At 64.2% G+C, this 20,856-nt stretch carries 22 protein-coding genes and 1 pseudogene; 17 read left to right on the forward strand and 6 right to left on the reverse strand.

The genetic code is table 11. The annotated features are described in order from the left end of the window. Nucleotides 1-38: 38 nt before the first annotated feature. From WHT83_RS10665 to WHT83_RS10685, 5 genes are all read left to right on the forward strand, one after another. Nucleotides 39-1,229: an amidohydrolase family protein gene (locus tag WHT83_RS10665; RefSeq protein WP_108609015.1), complete on the forward strand. Its 1,191-nt coding sequence runs from the start codon at nucleotides 39-41 to the stop codon at nucleotides 1,227-1,229. A gap of 9 nt (nucleotides 1,230-1,238) precedes the next feature. Next, nucleotides 1,239-2,711, forward strand: coding sequence for an amidohydrolase family protein (locus WHT83_RS10670; RefSeq protein WP_108609014.1), 1,473 nt, complete (start codon nucleotides 1,239-1,241; stop codon nucleotides 2,709-2,711). A 173-nt stretch (nucleotides 2,712-2,884) separates the two neighbouring features. Then, complete coding sequence (locus WHT83_RS10675) at nucleotides 2,885-3,199, forward strand: helix-turn-helix transcriptional regulator (RefSeq protein WP_108609013.1); 315 nt, start codon at nucleotides 2,885-2,887, stop codon at nucleotides 3,197-3,199. 2 nt (nucleotides 3,200-3,201) lie between these two features. Then, nucleotides 3,202-3,666, forward strand: a complete 465-nt coding sequence (locus WHT83_RS10680; RefSeq protein WP_108609012.1) for an SRPBCC family protein — start codon at nucleotides 3,202-3,204, stop codon at nucleotides 3,664-3,666. Nucleotides 3,667-3,688: 22 nt separating this feature from the next. After that, a complete protein-coding gene (locus WHT83_RS10685) occupies nucleotides 3,689-4,102 on the forward strand; it encodes a GFA family protein (protein WP_406873769.1) in 414 nt (137 codons plus the stop codon). 22 nt (nucleotides 4,103-4,124) lie between these two features. Here WHT83_RS10685 and WHT83_RS10690 read toward each other — a convergent pair whose 3' ends face one another. From WHT83_RS10690 to WHT83_RS10700, 3 genes are all read right to left on the reverse strand, one after another. After that, complete coding sequence (locus tag WHT83_RS10690) at nucleotides 4,125-5,201, reverse strand: HlyD family secretion protein (protein WP_108609010.1); 1,077 nt, start codon at nucleotides 5,199-5,201, stop codon at nucleotides 4,125-4,127. Between the two features lie 6 nt (nucleotides 5,202-5,207). Continuing rightward, nucleotides 5,208-6,764, reverse strand: a complete 1,557-nt coding sequence (locus WHT83_RS10695; RefSeq protein WP_406873958.1) for an MFS transporter — start codon at nucleotides 6,762-6,764, stop codon at nucleotides 5,208-5,210. A 156-nt stretch (nucleotides 6,765-6,920) separates the two neighbouring features. Beyond that, nucleotides 6,921-7,364, reverse strand: a complete 444-nt coding sequence (locus WHT83_RS10700; protein ID WP_108609008.1) for a MarR family winged helix-turn-helix transcriptional regulator — start codon at nucleotides 7,362-7,364, stop codon at nucleotides 6,921-6,923. A gap of 193 nt (nucleotides 7,365-7,557) precedes the next feature. Between WHT83_RS10700 and WHT83_RS10705 the strand changes: the two genes are divergently transcribed. Then, entirely contained in the window at nucleotides 7,558-7,908 is a 351-nt protein-coding gene (locus tag WHT83_RS10705; protein ID WP_210307940.1) for an ArsC family reductase, read from the forward strand. On the opposite strand, the gene WHT83_RS10710 is transcribed toward WHT83_RS10705, so the two are convergent. After that, nucleotides 7,884-8,819: a LysR substrate-binding domain-containing protein gene (locus tag WHT83_RS10710; RefSeq protein WP_406873959.1), complete on the reverse strand. Its 936-nt coding sequence runs from the start codon at nucleotides 8,817-8,819 to the stop codon at nucleotides 7,884-7,886. The two genes, WHT83_RS10705 and WHT83_RS10710, sit on opposite strands and share 25 nt — an antisense overlap. A 90-nt stretch (nucleotides 8,820-8,909) precedes the next feature. Between WHT83_RS10710 and WHT83_RS10715 the strand changes: the two genes are divergently transcribed. Further along, complete coding sequence (locus WHT83_RS10715) at nucleotides 8,910-9,113, forward strand: hypothetical protein (protein WP_108609005.1); 204 nt, start codon at nucleotides 8,910-8,912, stop codon at nucleotides 9,111-9,113. Here the strand turns inward: WHT83_RS10715 and WHT83_RS10720 are convergent. Beyond that, nucleotides 9,110-9,514 (reverse strand): MAPEG family protein, encoded by a 405-nt coding sequence (locus WHT83_RS10720; protein WP_406873770.1) that lies wholly within the window; start codon nucleotides 9,512-9,514, stop codon nucleotides 9,110-9,112. The two genes, WHT83_RS10715 and WHT83_RS10720, sit on opposite strands and share 4 nt — an antisense overlap. Nucleotides 9,515-9,686: 172 nt before the next feature. Between WHT83_RS10720 and sbmA the strand changes: the two genes are divergently transcribed. Continuing rightward, a complete protein-coding gene (gene sbmA, locus WHT83_RS10725; RefSeq protein WP_108609003.1) occupies nucleotides 9,687-10,964 on the forward strand; it encodes a peptide antibiotic transporter SbmA in 1,278 nt (425 codons plus the stop codon). A gap of 190 nt (nucleotides 10,965-11,154) precedes the next feature. Here sbmA and WHT83_RS10730 read toward each other — a convergent pair whose 3' ends face one another. Next, nucleotides 11,155-12,150 carry a polysaccharide deacetylase gene (locus tag WHT83_RS10730; RefSeq protein ID WP_406873771.1) on the reverse strand — a complete coding sequence of 332 codons (996 nt, stop codon included), beginning with the start codon at nucleotides 12,148-12,150 and terminating at the stop codon, nucleotides 11,155-11,157. 1,122 nt (nucleotides 12,151-13,272) lie between these two features. Between WHT83_RS10730 and WHT83_RS10735 the strand changes: the two are divergent. The 9 genes and pseudogenes from WHT83_RS10735 (at nucleotide 13,273) to WHT83_RS10775 (ending at nucleotide 20,752) form a co-directional block, all read left to right on the forward strand. Beyond that, nucleotides 13,273-14,243: pseudogene (locus WHT83_RS10735) on the forward strand (IS110 family transposase). A 198-nt stretch (nucleotides 14,244-14,441) separates the two neighbouring features. Then, on the forward strand, nucleotides 14,442-15,107 hold the full coding sequence (locus WHT83_RS10740) for a tetratricopeptide repeat protein (RefSeq protein WP_183263674.1): 666 nt from the start codon (nucleotides 14,442-14,444) through the stop codon (nucleotides 15,105-15,107). A 10-nt stretch (nucleotides 15,108-15,117) separates the two neighbouring features. Continuing rightward, nucleotides 15,118-16,554: a ribosome biogenesis GTPase Der gene (gene der, locus WHT83_RS10745; protein ID WP_108609000.1), complete on the forward strand. Its 1,437-nt coding sequence runs from the start codon at nucleotides 15,118-15,120 to the stop codon at nucleotides 16,552-16,554. A gap of 127 nt (nucleotides 16,555-16,681) precedes the next feature. Further along, the gene (locus WHT83_RS10750) at nucleotides 16,682-17,866 is read left to right on the forward strand and encodes a cell wall hydrolase (protein WP_406873772.1); all 1,185 of its coding nucleotides are present in this window, start codon (nucleotides 16,682-16,684) and stop codon (nucleotides 17,864-17,866) included. Nucleotides 17,867-18,106: 240 nt separating this feature from the next. After that, complete coding sequence (locus tag WHT83_RS10755; protein ID WP_183263672.1) at nucleotides 18,107-18,517, forward strand: AtpZ/AtpI family protein; 411 nt, start codon at nucleotides 18,107-18,109, stop codon at nucleotides 18,515-18,517. A 38-nt stretch (nucleotides 18,518-18,555) separates the two neighbouring features. Further along, entirely contained in the window at nucleotides 18,556-19,305 is a 750-nt protein-coding gene (locus tag WHT83_RS10760; protein ID WP_108608997.1) for a F0F1 ATP synthase subunit A, read from the forward strand. Nucleotides 19,306-19,377: 72 nt separating this feature from the next. Continuing rightward, nucleotides 19,378-19,602: a F0F1 ATP synthase subunit C gene (locus WHT83_RS10765; RefSeq protein ID WP_055978221.1), complete on the forward strand. Its 225-nt coding sequence runs from the start codon at nucleotides 19,378-19,380 to the stop codon at nucleotides 19,600-19,602. 60 nt (nucleotides 19,603-19,662) lie between these two features. After that, entirely contained in the window at nucleotides 19,663-20,262 is a 600-nt protein-coding gene (locus WHT83_RS10770) for a F0F1 ATP synthase subunit B (RefSeq protein WP_406873773.1), read from the forward strand. A gap of 10 nt (nucleotides 20,263-20,272) precedes the next feature. Further along, entirely contained in the window at nucleotides 20,273-20,752 is a 480-nt protein-coding gene (locus WHT83_RS10775; protein ID WP_406873774.1) for a F0F1 ATP synthase subunit B, read from the forward strand. Nucleotides 20,753-20,856 lie beyond the last annotated feature (104 nt).

The following is a 20,856-nucleotide window of genomic DNA, read 5'->3' on the forward strand; positions in this document are numbered from 1 at the left end:
CGGCTCCACTGAAATTCGAGAATGCAGCGGTGCTGAAAATGAAAGAACTCCTCCTCAGGAACGTCCGGCCCTTCGGCGGTGCTGCGACCGACATCCTCATCCGCGACGGCCGCATCGCCCGTGTTGGCAAGGCCGACGCCCCGGCTGCCGAGGTCGAGGACGGTGGTGGTGCGATTGCCATTCCCGGCCTGATCGAGGCGCATGCCCATCTCGACAAGTCGCTGTGGGGCATGGGCTGGCATGTCCATCAGGCCGGCCCGGCTCTTGAGGACAAGATTTCCACCGAGCGCCGCCTGCGCCGCGAACTCAACATCGATCCCGCCCGCCAGTCGGCGCGCCAGGTGGCGCTCGCCGCCTCGCACGGCACCACCGCCATCCGCAGCCATGTCGACATCGACACCGACCAGAAGCTGTGGTGCTTCGAGGGCGTGGCCGCCACGCGCGAACGCTTCCGCGATGTCATGGACATCGAGATCGTCGCCTTCCCGCAGTCGGGCCTGATGATCCGCCCCGGCACGCTGGAGCTGATGGACGAAGCCCTTGCCAATGGAGCCGATGTCGTCGGCGGCCTCGACCCCTGCGGCATCGACCGCGACCCCAAGGGCCAGCTCGACGCCATCTTCGGCCTCGCCGAGAAGCACGGCAAGCCGATCGACATCCACCTCCACGAAGCCGACGACCTCGGCGCCTTCTCGATGGAGATGATCATCGAACGGACCCGCGCGCTCGGCATGCAGGGCAAGGTCACCATCAGCCATGCCTTCTGCCTCGGCATGACCGACCGCGCCCGCGCCGCTTCGCTCACCGAGCAGTTGGCGCATCAGGACATCGCCATTGCCACCACGGCGCCGGCATCGCGTCCCGTGCCCATGGCGGCCGAGCTGCGCCGTGCCGGCGTGCGTCTCTGCGCCGGCTCCGACGGTATCCGAGACACCTGGGGTCCCTACGGCAATCTCGACATGCTGGAGCGCGCGCTGTTCATCGGCCTGCGCAACAATTTCCGCAACGACGCCGACGTCGAATACGCCCTGCATATCTGCACCCAGGGCGGCGCCGACGTCATGGAGCTCGCCGACTACGGCCTGCGCGAAGGCGCCTTCGCCGACATCGTCCTGCTCGATGCCGAGACCGTGCCGGAAGCCGTTGCCGCCCGTCCGAAGCGCAAGCTGGTGCTCAAGCGCGGCAAGCCGGTGGCGCGCGATGGCCAAGCCCTTTTCACTGTCGAATGAGAATTTGAAATGACCGAACCTTTGCTTCTCACCGCCCGCTGGGTCGTCGGCCATGTCGACGGCCGCCACGCGCTCTATCCCAATGGCGAAGTCGTTGTATCAGGCGACCGCGTGCTCTTCGTCGGCCACGGCTATGAGGGCCCCGTCGCTCGCCGCATCGACTATGGCAACGCGCTCATCGGCCCCGGCTTCGTCGATCTCGACGCGCTGTCCGACCTCGACACCACCGTGCTCGGCTACGACAACCAGCCAGCGGTCAAGAAGGGCCGCATCTGGCCCGAAACCTACATGGAAAGCGGCCCCTTCGAGATGTACTCGGAGGAAGAGCTGGCGTTCCAGAAGCGCTACGCCTTCTCCAGGCTGATCCGCTCCGGCATCACCACCGCGCTGCCCATCGCCTCGCTGTTCTACCGCCAGTGGGGCGAAACGACAGGCGAGTTCAGCGCTGCCGCCGAAGCCGCGCGTGACCTCGGCCTGCGCGTCTATCTCGGCCCAGCCTACCGCTCGGGCAACAGCTTCGTCCGCCGCGACGGCACCATCGACTACCATTTCGACGAGGAACGCGGCCTCGACGGTCTCGCCGATGCGGTCGATTTTTGCCGCAAGTTCGAGGGCCAGGCCAATGGCCTGATCCGCACCATGCTCGCCCCCGACCGCATCGAGACCTGCACGCCCGAACTCTTGAAGGCCTCAGCGGCCGCGGCCGAGGCGCTCGACGTGCCGATCCGCCTGCATTGCTGCCAGTCGCCGTTCGAGTACCAGAGCGTGCTCAAGCTGCGCGGCATGAGCCCGGCCGAATGGCTCGAAAGCCTGGGCTTCCTGTCGCCGCGCGCGATTCTGCCCCACGGCACCCATGTCAGTGGCCGCAACGGCATCGACCGGCCGGGCAGGGACCTGGAGATCCTGCGCGACGGCGGCGGCACCATCGCCCATTGCCCGCTGGTCTCGGCCCGCCACGGCAACGCGCTCCAGTCCTTCCGCAAGTACCGCGACATGGGCATCCGCATCGGTCTCGGCACCGACACTTACCCGCCGGACATGTTCCTCAACATGCAGGTCGGCATGATGCTCTGCCGCATCGAGGAAGGCGGTACCGACGGCTGCCGCTCCGAGGACTACTATGATGCCGCCACCCTTGGCGGTGCCGACGCGCTCAACCGTCCCGACCTCGGCCGCCTGCAGGCCGGCTCCGCCGCCGACCTGATCGTCGTCGATTTCGACGACCCGTTCATGGGCCAGACCATCGACCCGATCCAGACGCTGATGCTCAACGCCTCGGCCCGGTCGGTCTCGACCGTGATGATCGCCGGCCGCTTCGTCATGGAGAATGGCGTCATCCCGGGTGTCGACGACCGTGAATATCGCAAGCGCGCGCAGACGCAGTTCGACGGCGTCATCGCCAAGTACCCGCTGCGCACCTTCAGCCATCCGCCGGTCGAGGAAATCTTCTCGTCGAGCTACCCGACCCACCGCAAGGCGTAAGCCCCCGACGCCTTGCACGGAAAGGGCGCCACCACGCGGTGGCGCCCTTTTTGTTTGCAAGCAGAGTTTGGAGCCTGCCGGGCTCTGCAAGGTCGCCCTTTGTCAGCAGGCATGCGCCGTGATTTGACATGCAGGTATTTACCTGCATATTGTCTCTCACATGAGTGAGACCGATGAACGCTGACGACGTTTTCAAGGCACTGGCCGACCCGACACGCAGGAGGCTGCTTGACCTTCTCTACGAGAAGAACGGGCAGACGCTCGGCCAGCTTTGCGAAAATCTTGAGATGGCCCGCCAGTCCGCCACGCAGCACCTCGGGATTCTGGAGGCGGCCAATCTGGTGAGCACGGTCAGGCGTGGCCGGGAAAAGCTGCATTTCATCAACCCCGTGCCGTTGCACGAAGTCTACGAACGTTGGGTGCGGAAATTCGAACGTCAGCGGCTCAGCCTGCTGCACGATCTGAAGAAGGAACTCGAAGGAGAGTGACGATGACCAAAGAGAAGACCAGCTTTGTTTACGTGACCTACATTCTCTCGACACCCGCAAAGGTGTTCGAGGCCATAACGAAACCGGACGTCGCCAGGCGCTACTGGGGCCACGAGAACGTCTCCGACTGGAACCCCGGTTCGAAATGGGAACATGTCCGCGCCAATGACGAGCGGACCGTCGAACTCGTCGGCAACGTCATCGACGTCTCGCCGCCGACCCGTCTCGTCATCAGTTGGGCGAACGCCTCGCAGGCCGCCGATCCGGCAAGCCACAGCAGGGTTACGTTCGATATCGACGAATATGAGGGCATGGTTCGGCTGACCGTCAGCCATGACGAACTCGAAGCCGGCAGCGGGATGGCGAACGGCATCAGCAAAGGCTGGCCGATCGTGCTTTCCAGCCTCAAATCCTTCCTCGAAACCGGCCGCGCCCTCGACGTGTTTGCCAAGCCGAAGGCGGCCTGAACCTGCCACCAGGGGAATGACAATGACCAAGCGCTATACCGGCGGGTGCGCGTGCGGCGCGATCCGTTATGAAACGAGCAGCACGCCCGTCTTCGAAAACCACTGCCAATGCCGCGATTGCCAGCAGCGAAGCGGCACCGGGCATGGATCATATCTCAGCTTCGCCCGGCAGGCCGATGTCACGGTCACGGGCGAAGCGAAAACCTGGCGGGTAACGGCCGACAGTGGCAACGAAAAGATCCACGCCTTCTGCCCGACCTGTGGCACGCCGGTCTACCTGACATTCGTCGCGATGCCGGAGCTGATCGCGATCCATGCGGCCAGCCTCGACGACCCGGGCGAATTCAAACCGCATGCGGTCACATACGGCATCCGCGCCAATGCCTGGGACACGATGGATGCGTCGTTGCAGACATTCGAGCGAATGCCGCGTTGATGAGGAAGCGGTCCGACCTCGCCTAGTGCGCTGCGGTTTCGACCAGCGGCTGCGAATCCGTGTCGATGCTGACCACCACCGACATGCCGGGCGCCAGCCTGTCGGCCATCGCCTGGCCCGGATCGATGCCGATGCGCACCGGCAGGCGCTGCGCCACCTTGGTGAAGTTGCCGGTGGCGTTGTCGGGCCGCAGCACGCTGAATTCCGAACCCGTCGCCGGGGCAAAGCGCTCGACATGGCCGTCGAGGCGGGCATGACCCAGCGCATCGACAGTGAATGTCACCGGCTGGCCCACCTTCATGCCGCCAAGCTGGGTTTCCTTGAAGTTGGCGACCACCCAGATGCGCTTCGGCACCAGCGCCATCAGCTGCGTGCCAGGCGCCACATACTGCCCGAGCCGGGCGCCGACCTCGCCGAGCCGGCCGTCCTCGGGTGCCACGATGCGCGTGTTCTTGAGATCGATCTCGGCGAGATGCACGGTCGCCTCTGCGCCCGAGACCGCTGCCTCCAATGACTGCCGGCTGACGATGGTCGCCTGCAGGTCCTGCCGCGACACCTCGAGTGCCGCTTCCGCCTGGCTGTGGGCGGCACGCGCCTGCTCGAGCGCGGTGCGCGACTTGTCGGCCTCGCTCAGAGTCGACACGCCGCGCGCCAGCAGCGGTTCGATCCGGCCCCAGCTCGCCAGGGCGTTGTCATAGGCGACCTTGGCCGAAGCCACCTGCGCTTCGGCCGACGTGACGCGCGCCTCGGCCGAGTGCCGCTGCTGCTCGGAATTTGCCAGTGCCGCCTGCTGCGATGCCAGCGTCGCACGCGCCTGTTCCAGCTTCTGGACAAAGATGCGGTCGTCGATCCGGACCAGCAGTTGCCCCGCCTTGACGTCCTGGAAATCCTGCACGGCGACTTCGGCGATCGTGCCCGACAGCTGCGGCGCCAGGATGGTCGGCTGGCCGCGCACATAGGCGTTTTCGGTGATCTCGACCGCGCTCTTGAACGGCGGCAGGTGCCAGACATAGAGGATCAGCGTCAGCCCGGCGATGCCGAGGACGATGGCCAGGATGGTGCTGGCGGACCGGAGGAGATGGAGGCTTTTCGATAGCATGGCGGTTCACGCGGTGGCTGGGAGTGCAGGGGTGGCTGCCCGGTTGCGGAGAGCCACGATGGCGATGTGGATGAGAAGCAGGACCAGCGACGTCAGTGCGATCACCGTGATCAGCAGGAACGCGTCGTTGTAGGCGAGCACATACGCTTCGCGCGTCGCTTGCTGAGACAAGAGCTGCAGGCCTTCGGCGTTGAGCAAACCCTTATCGGTGATGACGCGCGAATAGGCGCCGCCAAGCTGGGCCACGCGCTGCGCCACCAGCGGGTCGGTCAGCGCGATGTGCTCGACCAGCACATTGTGGTGGAACTGCTCGCGACTGGTGACGAAAGTGGTGAACACCGCCGAGCCCAGCAGCCCGCCCAGGCTTTGGGTGGTCAGGAACACGATGATGAAGCTGAGGATGTAGTTCGGCCCCTTCTTCAGCGCCGACATCAGTCCGCTCTTCATCGCCGGCGGCAGGATCAGCGCCCCGGCAAAGGCGATCAGTGCCTGGCTGTAGAACACCTGCTCCGGCCGCGTCAGGTTGGTGGCCCGGCTGTCGAGGAAGGCGCCGACGGCGATCAGGATCAGCGCGGCGATGTGGATGCGCTCCTCCTTGCCGTGCTTCATCAGCGTCGCACAGGTCAGGCCGCCGGCAATCGATGCCACCAGGATCACCCAATAGACCGACCGCGTCTGTTCGTTGCTGAGGCCAAGCGCCTGGAAAAGGCTGGAGGCGCCCAGCGTCTGCTCGGAAAGCACCAGGCGGAACATCAAAAGCACGCCGGTGAAATGCAGGATCGGCGGGCTCGCCAGCCAGCGTATGTCGAGCAGCGGGTTCTTGCGGTTGAGCTCGATGACGGCTGCAATGGTGATGCACACCACCGCCAGCGCCAGAAGCGCCCCGATCCACGGCGCTTCCAGCCACCAGTAGAGCCGCCCGAGCACCAGCACGATCGCCGTCGCGCCGAAGCCTGTGGCGATTAGCAAATAGCTGACCACGTCGAGCTTCTCGATCACCTTGGCGCGCGGCTGCGGTGCCAGCGGCAAGGCATAGACCAGGGCGAAGGCGACCATCGCCATGCCGAGTTCGAACATGGTCACGGCATGAAAGCCGCCGATGTCGAACAGGGCAGGGGAGATCAGCCGCGCCACCGGCGCACCGAGCGTGATGCTGGTCAGCGCCAGCGGCAGGCCGACATTCAGCTTCTTCTCCGGCGAGAACGATTCCAGCATGTAGAGGAAGGCGAGCGTCGACATCGGTGCTGCCGCGATGCCGCTCATGAAGCGCACGACCAGCGCCGACTGCAGGTCGGATATGAACAGGTTGAGCACGCAGGCGAGCACGAAGCCGAGAATGCTGAGCTCGGCGAAGTTGCGCAGGCCGTATTGCGTCCTGATCTTGATCAGTGCCAGCGCCAGCGAGACATTCGGCGCCATGTAGGCGGCGACCAGCCACGTCGTCTCGGTCACCGTCGCGCCGATCGAGCCCTGGATCTGCGGGATGTTGGCGGCAACCAGGTTCATGCCAAGCCCCTGCGTCAGCGCCAGCACCACCGAGGCGCAGACATAGGCTGCTGCCATCAGCGGCGGCTTGGGCACGAAGGGCGGCGGTGCGGCCGGTGCCGCAGGCGGCGCGGCAGGCCCCTCGGCCCGCGTCGCCGCATCGGCTTGCCCGGGTTCAGCCGCCTTACCGCGGCCGTCGCCGGTGTCTGGTGCCTGCTGCATCTCTGGTCAGCTCTACTCGCAGGCGGCTTCGCCGATGTTGCGGCTGAGGACGCTCAGCACGCGGGTAGCGCTCTCGATATCGGCATCGTCGACGCCGGCCAGCACCCTGTTGCGCAGTTCGGCGACGAAGGCGATCATGCTGTCGGCTTCGCGCCGTGCATTCGGCGTCAGGAAAATGCGCTTGGCGCGCCGGTCGTCGTCGGTGGTGCAGCGCACCACCAGCCCCTTCTTTTCCAGCCCGTCGATAAGGCCCACCAGCGACGGCTGCTCGATATGCATCAGCTCCGCCAGCTCGGCTTGCGTCTTGCCTTCGCATTCGGCGATCTGCATCATCAGCCGGGCGCGTGCCAGCGTCAGCCCGCGCTTCTTGACCCGGGCGTCGAACATGGTCCGCAGCTTTCGGTTGACCTTCAGCAGTTCGTCGAAAAATGCGCCTTTCAGGCCTTCGTCGCTCATGTCGATCCCCTTTTTATTAGTATGGATATGATTAGCCTCCTATGTAATTAATCCGGAGGCATTTTGCAAGACGTGCCGCCCCCGCAGAGGCGATGCCGCGCGCTTGCCAAACCGGGCTCGATGTACAACCTAGCCGCAACCGAAACGGCCGAGTCGGCACAGCCTGCCCGGCCGCAAGACGCGGAGGCCGACCTTGCCCATCAAAATGTATGGCATCAAGAACTGCGACACCATCAAGAAGGCCCGCACCTGGCTCGAGGGCCATGGCGTCGCCTACGATTTCCACGACTACAAGGCCTCGGGCATCGACCGCCCAAGCCTGGAGGCGTGGGTCGAGGAGTTCGGCTGGGAGACCGTGCTCAACCGTGCCGGCACCACCTTCAAGAAACTGCCCGACGCCGACAAGCAGGGCCTCGACGCCGAAAAGGCCATTGCCCTGATGCTGGCCCAGCCCTCGATGATCAAGCGCCCGATGCTCGACCTCGGCGGCCGCCGCATCGTCGGCTTTAAGCCCGAGGCCTACGACGCCGCTTTCCCCGGCTGAGGTCCGGTCCCGAACCGGGCCATCGTCGCGGCAACCTCCTCGGCCAGCCAGCCTGAAAAATCCCTGACCTTGCGCGGCGGCCGCTCGGCAGCCGACGTCACCAGGTAGTAGCCGAGGCCGCTCGCCACCGTGATGCCGAACGGCGCCACCAGCCGCCCGTCGGCCAGCGCGTCGGCCGAAAGCAGCTGCCAGGCCAGCGCCACGCCCTGGCCGGCGATCGCCGCATCGATGCCGAGGATCGGGTCGGTGAAGGAGGGCCCCGCCGGCAGCACCGGATAGGGCGCCAAACCCGCCGCCTCGAACCAGCGCTCCCAACTGATCATCGTGCTCTCGTCCGAAATGACCGGCAGCTGCGCGATATCGGCCGGCCGCTTGAGCTTGGCCGTCAGCGCTGGCGCGCAGACCGGAAACACCTCCTGCGCCAGCAGCAGTTCGGCCCGCACGCCCGGCCATTTGCCGTCGCCCATCCGGATCGCCAGATCGACGTCGGAGTGGTCGAGGTCGACCAGCCCGGTCGAGGCATCGATCCTCAGCTTCAGCTCGGGAAAGCGCAGGTTGAAGCGGTTGAGCCGCGGCACCAGGAAGCGCGAGGCGAAGGCGGGTGCCACCGACACCACCAGCATCTTCGAGCTCGTCTCGTCGGCCAGCGCCACCGCGCGCGACAATTCCTGGAAGCCGGCACTCAGCCGGCGCGTGAATTCCACGCCGAAGCTGGTCAGCACGAGGCCTGTCCCTCCGCGTCGGAAGATCGCACGGCCGAGCTGCCGTTCGGTGCGCGTGATCTGCTGGCTCACCGCGCTCACCGAGACGCCCAGTTCTTCCGCGGCCTTGACCAGCGAGCCGCAGCGCGCCACGCTCTCCACCGCGCGGAGCCCGTTGAGGTGAACGCGATTGAGTGCCTGACTTGAGATTTTCTAAACTCCGTCTGCGGCATTCTTGATTGAAGACAGAGCATTTGTAGCGAAAATAACGTGAAAGGACCAACGCTTAGGAGAAGTCCAATGAAGATTTTCTCAAGCATTTCCAAGCTGCTTCAGAGCCAGCGCGACAGCCACGGCATCGACACAGAGCGTTTTCTAGGCTGGCTGCGCGATCCGCTTTCCCACCCCGACATCGAGCGCATGGATGCGCGCGAGCTCGGCGACTTGCCGCTTGGCCGCGGCTTCAGGCCGGCCCTGCCGGTGCCGGGCGAGTGCCGCGCCTAGAGCAATGCGAGGGCGTGGCCGAGCACGCCGAGTGCCGCAACAGTGATCGTCAGCACACTCAGGCCGAAGCCTGTCGCGCGTTGCCATTGCGCCGCCCGCTCATGGGTGAAATGCCAGGCATGGACCGTTCGGCCGAAGGTGAAGGCGCAGCCCAGCACATGGATCGCCACCGCCGGCGCGCCGAGTGCTGCGGCAAAACCCAGCAAGACCAGCATGATAGGAATGTTCTCGATGGCATTGGCATGGCCGCGCATCGTCCGGTGCAGGCGCGCCACCCCGCCGTCGCCGATCAGCACCATGTGCTTGCGCCTGACCAGCGCCGTCGCCATCGTCAGCCACAAAAGGATCAGGCCGTTGAGCGCGGCGTAGAGCCCTGCTGCCGCATATGCTGACTGGTTCATGTCGTCCCCGGACTGTGTAAATGACCAAACTGTAATATTCCGGTGCGGAAAATCGCCACGATCCGGCGCGCATTGCAACAACCGGCCGCCGCCGGGGATTCCCTTGTGTCGCGAAGTGTGACTTCATGCGGCCAACTGGCAATGCCACCGTCTCCGAAAGGAACCCGGAACCGTGTTCGTATCCTTCTTCCCGCAGCCGAAGCTGTTTTTCACCTCGGCCGCCGTCTGGAGCCTTGCAGCGGTGCTGTTCTGGTTCTTCGGGGGTGAACAATTAGGGGCCATCTTCGGCCTGCCGCCTGCGCCGGCCGGTGTTCCACCGATACTCGGGATCCGGATTTTCTGGTCAGCCCCGTTCCTTTGGTTCTACATTTATTTTGGGTTTTTGGTTGCGGTCTTCTACGCGTTTTGGGCTTGGTACTCGCCGCACCCCTGGCAGCGCTGGTCGATCCTGGGATCGTCGGCGATCCTTTTTTCCACCTACACCTCGGTTCAGCTCTATGTTGCGCTGAACACATGGCGGGGACCGTTTTTCGACCTTTTCCAGAAGGCCATATCGACCGCCGGGTCAGTAACGCCAGGCGAACTTTACGACCTCATCTGGGTCTTTGCCGGAATCGCCCTCTTCTCGGTTTCCCTGTTCGTGGTGACACGCTTTTTCGTCAGTCACTACATCTTCCGGTGGCGTACGGCGATGAACGACTACTACATGGCCAACTGGCCTAAGCTGCGCCATATCGAGGGCGCTTCCCAGCGTGTTCAGGAAGATACGATGCGCTTCTCGACGACGCTTGAGGGCTTGGGTGTTGCCTTCGTCGATTCTGCAATGACGCTGATTGCCTTCTTGCCACTACTGGCCCAACTGTCCACGCACATCACGGCGCTGCCTGTCGTTGGCCAGATACCTTATTCGCTTGTCTTCGCCGCGATCTTCTGGTCGCTCTTTGGCACCATCCTGCTGATGGTCTTTGGCATCAAGCTGCCGGGTCTCGAGTTCAAGAACCAGAGAGTTGAGGCCGCCTATCGCAAGGAACTGGTTTATGGCGAGGATCATGCGGATCGCGCCCAGCCGCCAACCGTGGCCGAATTGTTCGCGAATGTTCGGCGCAATTATTTCAACCTCTATTTCCACTACGCCTATTTCAACGTCATTCGCTCCGGTTACCTTCAGGCGGATGCCATTTTTTCCAGTCTCATTCTCATCCCAACTATCGCTGCGGGCAAGATAACGCTTGGAATCTGGCAGCAGATATCGACGGCCTTTAGTCAGGTCAGTTCTTCATTCCAGTACCTTGTCAGCGCCTGGCCGACGATTGTTGAACTGATCTCGATCTACAAGCGCCTGCGTGCCTTCGAGGCGACGCTGTCGGGCGACGCGCTACCCGACATCGACCAGCGTTATCTCGAACGTGAAAAGGCCGGCTTGAAGCCGGAAGATCAACCGGTGGCATGATTTCTAGCTCCAACGCCGACGACTCCCTCCCCCTTGTGGGGAGGGGCAAGGGGTGGGGGTAAATCAAACACGCCGCCGCATCCTGCTTGAAGTCCACCGTCGGCTTAAAGCCAGGCACGCACCCCACCCTCTATCCCTCCCACAAGGGGGAGGGGCGTCAACGTCCCGCTTGAAAAAACCAGTCGCCGGGTCACCCGCCGGTCTGCACCGGTGCCTCGTTGCGCCGCGCCACATAGTCGGCATAGCTGATGCATTCGACGTCAGCCTTCACGCACACCTCTCCGGCGAAGCGCTCCAGCGCGCGCCAATAAGCGCCGTCGTTCATCAGCGTGAAGTGGAAGCCGATCTGCAGTGGAATCCGGCCGCCTGCATATTGCGTGTCGAAGGCCTGCCGGAAGGCGCCATAGGCGCGGCTTTCGTATTTCGCCGCCTCGTCAGGCTTGTCGACGCCGCCGGAATGGCGGACGAACAGATTGTAGTCCATCGCTATGATGCGCCGCTCCGACGGGCCCTCGGGTATCAGCGGCAGGGCAAATTCCATCATGCCGCCGTCGAGTTTGGGTTCGTCCGGTCCGCGCGACACGCCGCTGGCGTTGTAGGCAAAGCCCTTGTCGCGCAGCGCGGCCGTCAGCCCCTTGCTGTCGGAGAGGTACGGAGCCCGGAAGCCTTTCACCGAGGCGGTGATTTGCGCCCAGCCCGCCGGCTCGGGCGATATGCCGTTGATCTTGTAGGTGTCGCGCATGATGGTCGAGAACGCGTCGAACTCCTTGGTCCACTCGGCCTTGCTCCACTTGCCGCCGTCGAAATGACCGCAGGCGTGGCTGGCTATTTCGTTGCCCTCGGCGGCAGCGAGATTGATCTGGCCAAGCCTGTCGGCCACCTCCTGCTTGTTCATGGCAAAACCGACATTCGACCTGCCGGCCGATTTGCCCGGCGCCTGGTACTCGCCGCGTGTCTCGCGCGACAGCAGGAAGACGCAGGAGAGGAAGTAGGTGAAGCGCGCGCCGGTGCGGGCAGCGAGGTTGCGGCTGCGCTGCCACTGGGCGACATCGTGCGCGCCGTCGAACGAGATCAGCACCACCTGCGGCGCCTTGACGTCCTCGACCTTGGGGGCAGGGCCGGCCACCGCCGGCAGCGCCACCAGCGACGCGGACAACAGGGCACTGAGGCGGAATGCTTTGGTCATGTCGAACTTCGATGCAATTTCGGGGGCTTGGCGACTTCAGGCGGGTAGGGCCGAAATGTGGCATGGATGCGTTCACGGTGGAATGCGGCATGCAGCGCCGGAAATTCAGCGCAGCCGGCGGGCATGTCCGACGTGGATTGCTTCTCCACGGCCGGTGATTTTTGTTGGGCGCTTTGGTTCCTGATTTTCACCGTCGCGATCCTTCCAACCCCCCTCTGGCCTGCCGGCCATCTCCCCCGCAAGGAGGGAGATTAGTCGCGTCGCCGGTGGCGCTCGTCCTGCAACATCGCCAGGATAAGCCTTGCGATGTTGGCGATTGGCTGCGGCGCCGATGACGGCGTGATCTCCCTCCTTATGGGGGAGATGGCCGGCAGGCCAGAGAGGGGCGAAGGATCGCGACGCGGAAGATTTGCTTCGTAAGGCAAGAGCGGCTGTCACCATCTGTCAGCAACCCGCGTGGATAGCCGCGCCTGTTTTTCCACGCCCCTCTCCACCTCCCGTATCCTCATCCTCGCGATCTTCCACGGGACCCCGGTGCGCACCGGGCAGCGGGGGGAAGCGCCGGTGCCGGGCTGGCAGGAGGTCGGATCTCTTGCTGGGTGATGAGCCCCCAAGTCCGGGCCTTGCGGCGGCTGGCGGTGAAAGCCGAGGCGACTGAGCGGGGCAAGAACACCGGGCGGGGCGCGAATGTCGCGCCACTATCAAACTATCGGAAGGCACGGCCTCGCGCCCCGCTTCCCGAACCACCTCATCCTGAGCTTGTCGAAGGATGACAATGGCCAGACCGGCAACGGGGCGTGGCAAGGCGAGTGTCTGCCTTCTCCCCTTGTGGGAGAAGGTGGCCGAGCGCAGCGAGGCCGGATGAGGGGTGTTGGAAGAAACGAGAGGCGGCAGGAGCAAGTGCAGGAATGGCAGACCGTTTTCGAAAGCCCCGCTCCGTCCAGCACCCCTTGCATGTTGGGCTGCGGCTATTGCTGTCATGATGGCCGTGCTCCCCGGCGGATAGCCGTCCACCGGGGAGTGGACGGATGGGACCGCACGCCCCTTGGCGCGAACCGCGGATGAGCGAGGTCCATTCGTCGTCGCGCTGGTCCTGAACAGATGATGGGGAGCAAGTCCCGCATGCAAGGCAAGGTATCGCCCGAACCCGCTACGACGGTGCCAGTCTATGTCGGCATCGACGTCTGTAAAGAGTGGCTGGACGTTCATGTCCATCCCCGTGGCCTGTCGCTGCGCGTGGCCAATGACGGCTCGGGGCTGCGGCAGCTCAAGCGTGCGCTTGCAGGGCTCGGCGTCACCTGCGTGGTGATGGAGGCGACGTCGAAATATCACCGCGCCGCCCAACGATCGCTGCATGCGGCAGGGCTTTGCGTGGCCATCGTCAACCCGTTGCGCGCCCGCCTCTTCGCCGAGGCCTGCGGCCGGCTCGCCAAGACCGACAGGATCGATGCTGCGCTGCTGGCGCTGATGGCGGCCGCCCTCGGTCCGGCCCAAACGCCGCCACTCACGCCCACGACCGAGGCCCTGCAAGAGTTGGTCGGTGCCCGCAGCGCCGCCAACGCCGAACTCACCGCGCTCACCAACCGGCTGGCCAGCGTCGAAGGGGCCTTCCTGCGCGGCGAACTCAAGCGCCGGATGGCGATGCTGCGGCGTCATCTCATCGCCTCGACGCCGAGATCGTCCGCCAGGTCGCCGCCGATCCCGTCTCGACCCGACGCTATGCCATCCTGACCACCATCCCCGGCATCGGCCCGGTCACCGCCGCAACGCTTCTGGGCCACTTCGCCGAGATCGGCACGCTCAACCCCAAGCAGGCCGCCAGCCTCGCCGGCCTGGCACCCTTCACCCGAGACAGCGGCACGCGCGAAGGCCGCCGCGCCATCCGTGGCGGACGAAAGGGCGTCCGCAATGTCCTTTACATGGCAGCCCTTTCGGCCAGCCGCCACAACAAGGACCTCGCCACCTTCGCAACCCGCCTGCGCAACGCCGGCAAACCCGCCAAGGTCGTCCTCGTCGCCGTCATGCGAAAGCTCCTCGTCCTGGCCAATGCACTCATTGCAAACGACCGCGTCTGGAGCCCCGACGCGCCTTGACAGCAAACACAGATGCTCATCCGTCTTGGCGCTGCGCGCCAATCCACCTTCTCCCACAAGGGGAGAAGGGGAAGGTGCTCAAACGGACCGCGAAACTCCCTGCCCACCGAATTTCCACCCCGCCCCCTTCCATGGCGGCGAAATTCCGTTAAAACGCAGGCTCAAACGGCCCCGAGGGGGCAAAGGTGGTTGGATAGCATGTCGGACGACAGTTTCTTTCGGGAGGTAAACGAGGAAATTCGCCAGGAGCAGGCGAGGGCCCTGTGGGACCGCTATGGCCCCCTGGCCATTGTCCTTGCCATCCTGGTCGTCATCGGCACGGGCCTGTTCGTCGCCTGGGAATATTGGGTCGAGACCAAGGCCAACCGTTCCGGCGACCAGTTCTCGCAGGCGCTGTCGCTCGCCAATACCGGCAAGGCCGACGAGGCGCTCGCCGCCTTTGACGCGCTGGAGAAGGATGGCTACGGCGCCTATCCGCTTCTGGCCAGCATGCGTGCCGCCACCGTCCAGGCCGACAAGGGCGACTTCAAGGCTGCCATCGCCGGCTTCGACGAAGTGGCCGCCGACAGCTCCATCCCGAACGTCATCCGCGACATCGCTCGCCTGCGCGCCGCCATGCTGCTCGTCGACCACGGCTCCTACGCCGACGTGTCGGGCCGCGTCGAGGCGCTGACCAACGACACCAATCCGCTGCGCCATTCCGCCCGCGAGGCCCTCGGCCTCTCCGCCTGGAAGGAAGGCAAGCTCGCTGACGCGCTCAAGCTGTTCGAGCAGATCGCTTCCGATGAAGGCGCACCGCGCAATGCGCGTCAGCGCTCCAACCTCCTGGCCGAACTGATCCGCGGTTCCGGCAACGCGTCGTGATGCGGGCCCGATGGCTTTCAAGATTGCGATAATCGGCCGGCCCAACGTCGGCAAATCCACTCTTTTCAACCGGCTGGTTGGAAAGAAGATCGCCCTTGTCGACGACACGCCCGGCGTGACGCGCGACCGCCGCGTCCATGCGGCCAAGCTCTACGACCTCGTCTTCGACGTCATCGACACCGCTGGTTTCGAGGATGCCGGTGCTGCGACCCTGCAGGGCCGCATGCGGGCGCAGACCGAGATCGCCATCAAGGAAGCTGATCTCATCTTCTTCATGGTCGACGCCAAGGCCGGCCTGACCCCTGACGACCGTACCTTCGTCGAGATCGTTCGCCGCTCCGGCAAGCCGGTGGTGCTCGTTGCCAACAAGTCCGAGGCGCGCGGCGCCCAGGGCGGCGCGCTCGAGGCGTGGGAACTCGGCATCGGCGAGCCGGTGCAGATTTCTGCCGAACACGGCCAGGGCATGCCCGACCTGCGTGACGCCGTCGTCGAGGCGCTCGGCAAGGAAGTCGTGTTCGCCGATGACGAGGACGATGCCGACGACATCGCCGAAAGCGACGTGCTGATCGGCGAGGACATCGCCGATCCCGACGCCGAGGATGTCCACGCCTATGACGAGACCAAGCCGCTGCGCATCGCCGTCGTCGGCCGGCCCAATGCCGGCAAGTCGACGCTGATCAATGCGCTGATCGGCGAGGAGCGCCTGCTCACCGGGCCTGAAGCCGGCATCACCCGAGATTCGATTTCGGTCGACTGGGATTGGCGTGGTCGCAGCATCAAGATGTTTGATACTGCCGGCATGCGCCGTAAGGCCAGGGTGCAGGAAAAGCTCGAAAAGCTGTCGGTCCAGGACGGCCTGCGCGCCATCCGCTTCGCGGAAATCGTCATCATCGTGCTCGATGCCACGATCCCGTTCGAGAAGCAGGACCTGCAGATCGCCGACCTGATCATCCGCGAGGGCAGGGCGCCGGTCATCGCCTTCAACAAGTGGGACCTGATCGACAACCCGCAGGAAGCGCTTGCCGAACTGCGCGAGAAGACCGAGCGGCTGTTGCCCCAGGCGCGCGGTCTGCAGGCGGTGCCGATGTCGGCCGAGACCGGCCGCGGCCTCGACAAGCTGATGGACGCGGTGATGAAGACGCACCGCGTCTGGAACAGCCGCATCTCGACAGGCAAGCTCAACCGCTGGCTCGAAGGCATTCTGGCCCATCATCCGCCGCCCGCCGTCGCCGGCCGCCGGCTCAAGGTCAAGTACATCACCCAGGCAAAGACCAGGCCGCCCGGCTTCGTCGTCTCATGCTCGCGCCCCGATGCGATGCCGCAGTCTTACGTGCGCTATCTCGTCAACAACCTGCGCGAAGCCTTCGACATGCCCGGCGTGCCGATCCGCATGGCGCTGCGCACCTCGGACAATCCGTTCGCCGGGCGCGCCAAAAAGAAGAAATGAAGCATCGAGGGGCTCGCATCGCGCGGGCCCTTCGCACATTGCCGCACCCTTGCGCCGTTAACGCTCCATCAAGGTTAATGCATCATTTTCGTCTCCAGTAGGGTGTGTTGCGTCCTGGAGAGTTTCTGTGCATCGACGAGTTGTGAAGGGGCGGTTTGCTGCTGCCCGCGAGGGGAGACGTTCGTTCCTGGCGCCCGCCATTGTCGGGCTCGGAATCTGGCTCGGCTTTCCCACCGTCGCCGCATACCAGGACATGACCAGCCTCGTCTCCGGCCTCGAAGGCCGGAACACCCGCTGGAGCTCCTATGTCGAGAAAGCTGCGGCCGGTTCGGTCCACGCAGCCGAAATGCCCTTCGTCGATGGCATTGTCACCGGCCCGATCTCCGGGTCGGGCGTCAAGATTGCCGGCGTCGGCACCGTCTCCTTCCGCGGCAAGAAATTCGGCGCGTCTGACCTTCCCGACGAGGACCGCGTCGTCCGCGTCGACAAGAAGGGCCGCATCATCAATGTCACGCGGGTTGCGCCGCCAAAGAATTTCACCGCAGGTTCGGTATTCGAACGCACCAGCTCATTGCTTCGCCCCGCACTCGACAGCAGCCTCAAGATGACCTTCGCCAAGCCCGACATCAGGGGCAAGGAAGTCGAGATCGCCGCGGCCTTCCACGCCAAGGAAACGAAGCGGCAGGCTTCCGGCGTGCCGGCGATGCTGGCGTCGCTGGTCAACAACGACAAACCGGACATCCTCGCCACTGCCTACGCACCGGCAGAGCCCGATTATGCCAAGGCTTCGCCTTTCGAGGCACTGCTGCGCGACGAGGACGAGGCGAGCGGCCGCTTCATTCCGCCGATGGGCAAGGGCGACCACCGCTGGCTGCAGAACCCGCTGCCGGCCAGCGTCTTCTCCAAGGCCGAGCAGACCTGCCTCGCCAACGGCATCTACTTCGAGGCGCGCGGCGAATCGGTGCGCGGCCAGGCGGCGGTCGCCCAGGTCATCCTCAACCGCGTGCGCAACCCTGCCTATCCCGGCAGCATCTGCGGCGTCGTCTACCAAAACGACGGCTGGTTCAATCGCTGCCAGTTCTCGTTTGCCTGCGACGGCATCAAGGACCGCGTTGCCAGCCCATCGCACTACAAGACCGCCCAGGATGTCGCCATGGCCGTCACCGCCGGCAAGATATTCATCCCGGAAGTCGGCTCGTCGACCCACTACTACGCCAACTACGTCAATCCGGGCTGGGCTCGCGGCATGAAGAAGATGACCAAGATCGGCCTGCATATCTTCTATCGCACCTATGGCGGCGGCTGGAGCTGACGTGTCCGTGCCGGGCTCGTGGAGTCGGGCCGGAAGGTGGATTGTTGCGGGATTCGGCCGCTGATCGCCGGACGGAGTCGCGGGCAGGATGTCGCACTTCGCCAACCCAATGATTTTCTTATATAAAATACTTGGTTAGATGGGCGCCCCCGTGGCTTGACGGGCAGGGGCCCTCTAACTATGTTGCCGGCGACTTTGAAGCGGACGAACGGATACGCTCGGACCGGGCGGGAGTTTGCGATGGCCAAGCCACCAGGGCCAGGCGAAACTGGAAACGACCGGCCTGAAAATCGAGCCGAAAACGACATTCGCGACGATGAACTCGAGCGCCGCCGGCGACAGCTTGAAGCAACACTTGCGACAAGACGCCAGGCCGAGCGCGACGGGGAAAAGAGTACAGGGTCGAGTGGCGTGACCGGCTACGGCCAGGCGCTCAAGCTGTCCAGCGAGTTCATCGCCGGGATCGCAGTGGGTGTCGGCATTGGCTGGATCATCGATCGGACGGCAGGCACGTCGCCCTGGGGGCTGATCGTGTTTTTGCTGCTCGGTTTCGGCGCCGGTGTGCTCAATGTCCTGCGTTCGGCGGGAATGGTTACAGAAGCCGGTGTCAGGTCTGCCGACAAGCAGTCGGACGGACCGGAAAAGAAATAGCGGCGCTGCAAGGCGCAATTTAGGCGAAGGGGGCCAGCGTGGCCAACGATCCAATTCATCAGTTTCAGATCTCGAAATTGATTCCGATCGAGATCGGCGGCCTCGACTTCTCCTTCACCAATTCGGCTGCCTTCATGGTTGCCACCGTGGTCGCCGCAGGCGCCTTCCTGTTCCTGACGACGTCGAGCCGCGGCCTTGTGCCAAGCCGCATGCAGTCGGTTTCGGAGATGTCCTACGAGTTCGTCGCCTCCATGCTTCGAGACGCCGCGGGTTCGCAGGGCATGCGGTTCTTCCCGATGGTATTTTCGCTGTTCATGTTCGTGCTCGTCGCCAACCTGATCGGCCTGTTCCCCTACTTCTTCACCGTCACCAGCCATCTCATCGTCACCTTCGCGCTGGCGCTGCTGGTCATCGGTACGGTCATTGTCTACGGCTTCATGAAGCACGGTTTCGGCTTCCTGAAGCTGTTCGTGCCGCAGGGCGTGCCGGGCATCCTGGTGCCGCTGGTCGTGCTGATCGAAGTGATCTCGTTCCTGTCGCGTCCGATCAGCCTGTCGGTTCGTCTGTTCGCCAACATGCTGGCCGGCCACATCACGCTCAAGGTTTTTGCCGGGTTCGTCACCTCGCTCAGCGCATTCGGCGCTGTCGGCGTCGTCGGCTCGATCCTGCCGCTGTTCATGACGGTCGCGATCACCGGCCTGGAAGTCCTGGTCGCGTTCCTGCAGGCCTACGTGTTTGCGGTTCTGACCTGCATGTATCTCAACGACGCCCTGCATCCGGGCCACTGAGCAAGAGTTCGTCGGCGGCTCGCCGCCGGTCGGGAAATCGCAACTAAGTTTCGATCCACAAGGAGTTGGACAATGGAAGTAGACGCAGCAAAGGCAATCGGCGCAGGCATCGCGACCCTCGGCATGGGTGGCGCGGGCATCGGCCTGGGCACCATTTTCGGTAGCTACCTGTCGGGCGCCCTGCGCAACCCGTCGGCAGCCGACGGCCAGTTCGGCCGCCTGATTTTCGGCTTCGCCGTGACCGAAGCTCTGGGCATCTTCTCGCTCCTCATCGCTCTGCTGCTCCTCTTCGCATAAGAGCAGCGCAGGCGAGTTGACCGGCCGCAAGTTGCGGCCGGTAGATGACAGGGGAAAGAGATGTTTGTCACGCCGGGTTATGCCGAGGAAGTCGCGCCTGCGGCTGGGGAAGCTCAAACCGATGCCGGTACTGCAGCGCACACGGAAACGGGTGCGGAGCATGGCGGCGGCGGGTTGTTTCCACCTTTCGATTCGTCGACCTATCCGTCGCAGCTGTTGTGGCTCGCGATCACTTTCGGCCTGTTCTATCTTTTCCTGAAGAACATCGTGCTGCCGCGTCTCGGCGGTATCCTCGAGGTGCGTCGCGATCGCATCGCCGGGGATCTCGACCAGGCTGCCCGGATGAAATCCGAGGCGGATGCGGCTGTTGCCGCATACGAGCAGGAGCTTGCCGAGGCGAAGGCCAGGGCAAACGCCATCGGCCAGGACGCACGCGACGCGGCCAAGGCGGAAGCCGAAGCCAAGCGCAAGGAAGTCGAAGCCGGGCTGGACCAGAAGCTCAGCGCTGCCGAGACCCGCATTGCTACCATCAAGGCTAACGCCATGAAGGAAGTGGGCTCCATTGCCGAGGACACCGCAGCTGCGATCGTCCAGGCTCTGGGCGCGGGCAAGGTCGACAAGGCCGACATCGCCGCCGCCGTCAAGGCAGCGGGCAAGTAGGAGAGAGGCCATGGACGCAACATTCTGGGCCACAGTCGCTCTCGTTATTTTTGTCGGGGTTGTCCTGTACCTGAAGGTGCCGGGCATGCTGTCGAAGTCGCTCGACGACCGCGCCGACCGCATTCGTGCCGAACTCGAAGATGCACGCAAGCTGCGCGAAGAAGCCCAGCAGCTGCTCGCCGAGTATCAGCGCAAGCGCAAGGAAGCGGAGAAGGAAGCCTTCGAGATCGTCGAATCGGCGAAGCGTGAAGCAGGCCTTCTTGCTGAAGAAGCGCACAAGAAGACCGAGGAATACGTTGCGCGCCGGACCGCGCTTGCCGAGCAGAAGATCGGCCAGGCGGAGCGCGAGGCGATCAACGAAGTCCGCGCCAATGCAGTCGACCTCGCGGTCGAAGCGGCCCGCCAGGTTCTGGCCGGCAAGGCTGACGCGAAGACCAATGCCGAGCTGTTCAAGGGTTCGGTTCAGGAACTGAAGGCCAAGCTCAACTAATTCGAGCGCGCCGAAAGCACTGAAGAAAGCCGCTGGAATTTCCGGCGGCTTTTTTGTTTTCAGGAAGCGCGTCCCTCAAGGGATAGACGCACAGTCGTTCGGGC

Source organism: Aminobacter sp. P9b, from assembly GCF_045345995.1.
Taxonomy (GTDB): Bacteria; Pseudomonadota; Alphaproteobacteria; order Rhizobiales; family Rhizobiaceae; genus Aminobacter; species Aminobacter niigataensis.

Coding starts and splice junctions, on each gene's coding strand:
- WHT83_RS10695 (WP_406873958.1), bottom strand. CDS start 6,764: ATGGCAGCAGCCTATGTCTGCGCCTCGGTGGTGCTGGCGCTGACGCAG.
- WHT83_RS10775 (WP_406873774.1), top strand. CDS start 20,273: ATGGACGCAACATTCTGGGCCACAGTCGCTCTCGTTATTTTTGTCGGG.
- WHT83_RS10715 (WP_108609005.1), top strand. CDS start 8,910: ATGAAGATTTTCTCAAGCATTTCCAAGCTGCTTCAGAGCCAGCGCGAC.
- WHT83_RS10670 (WP_108609014.1), top strand. CDS start 1,239: ATGACCGAACCTTTGCTTCTCACCGCCCGCTGGGTCGTCGGCCATGTC.
- WHT83_RS10700 (WP_108609008.1), bottom strand. CDS start 7,364: ATGAGCGACGAAGGCCTGAAAGGCGCATTTTTCGACGAACTGCTGAAG.
- WHT83_RS10770 (WP_406873773.1), top strand. CDS start 19,663: ATGTTTGTCACGCCGGGTTATGCCGAGGAAGTCGCGCCTGCGGCTGGG.
- WHT83_RS10680 (WP_108609012.1), top strand. CDS start 3,202: ATGACCAAAGAGAAGACCAGCTTTGTTTACGTGACCTACATTCTCTCG.
- WHT83_RS10740 (WP_183263674.1), top strand. CDS start 14,442: ATGTCGGACGACAGTTTCTTTCGGGAGGTAAACGAGGAAATTCGCCAG.
- der (WP_108609000.1), top strand. CDS start 15,118: ATGGCTTTCAAGATTGCGATAATCGGCCGGCCCAACGTCGGCAAATCC.
- WHT83_RS10730 (WP_406873771.1), bottom strand. CDS start 12,150: ATGACCAAAGCATTCCGCCTCAGTGCCCTGTTGTCCGCGTCGCTGGTG.
- WHT83_RS10675 (WP_108609013.1), top strand. CDS start 2,885: ATGAACGCTGACGACGTTTTCAAGGCACTGGCCGACCCGACACGCAGG.
- WHT83_RS10765 (WP_055978221.1), top strand. CDS start 19,378: ATGGAAGTAGACGCAGCAAAGGCAATCGGCGCAGGCATCGCGACCCTC.
- WHT83_RS10755 (WP_183263672.1), top strand. CDS start 18,107: ATGGCCAAGCCACCAGGGCCAGGCGAAACTGGAAACGACCGGCCTGAA.
- WHT83_RS10665 (WP_108609015.1), top strand. CDS start 39: ATGAAAGAACTCCTCCTCAGGAACGTCCGGCCCTTCGGCGGTGCTGCG.
- WHT83_RS10685 (WP_406873769.1), top strand. CDS start 3,689: ATGACCAAGCGCTATACCGGCGGGTGCGCGTGCGGCGCGATCCGTTAT.
- WHT83_RS10690 (WP_108609010.1), bottom strand. CDS start 5,201: ATGCTATCGAAAAGCCTCCATCTCCTCCGGTCCGCCAGCACCATCCTG.
- WHT83_RS10720 (WP_406873770.1), bottom strand. CDS start 9,514: ATGAACCAGTCAGCATATGCGGCAGCAGGGCTCTACGCCGCGCTCAAC.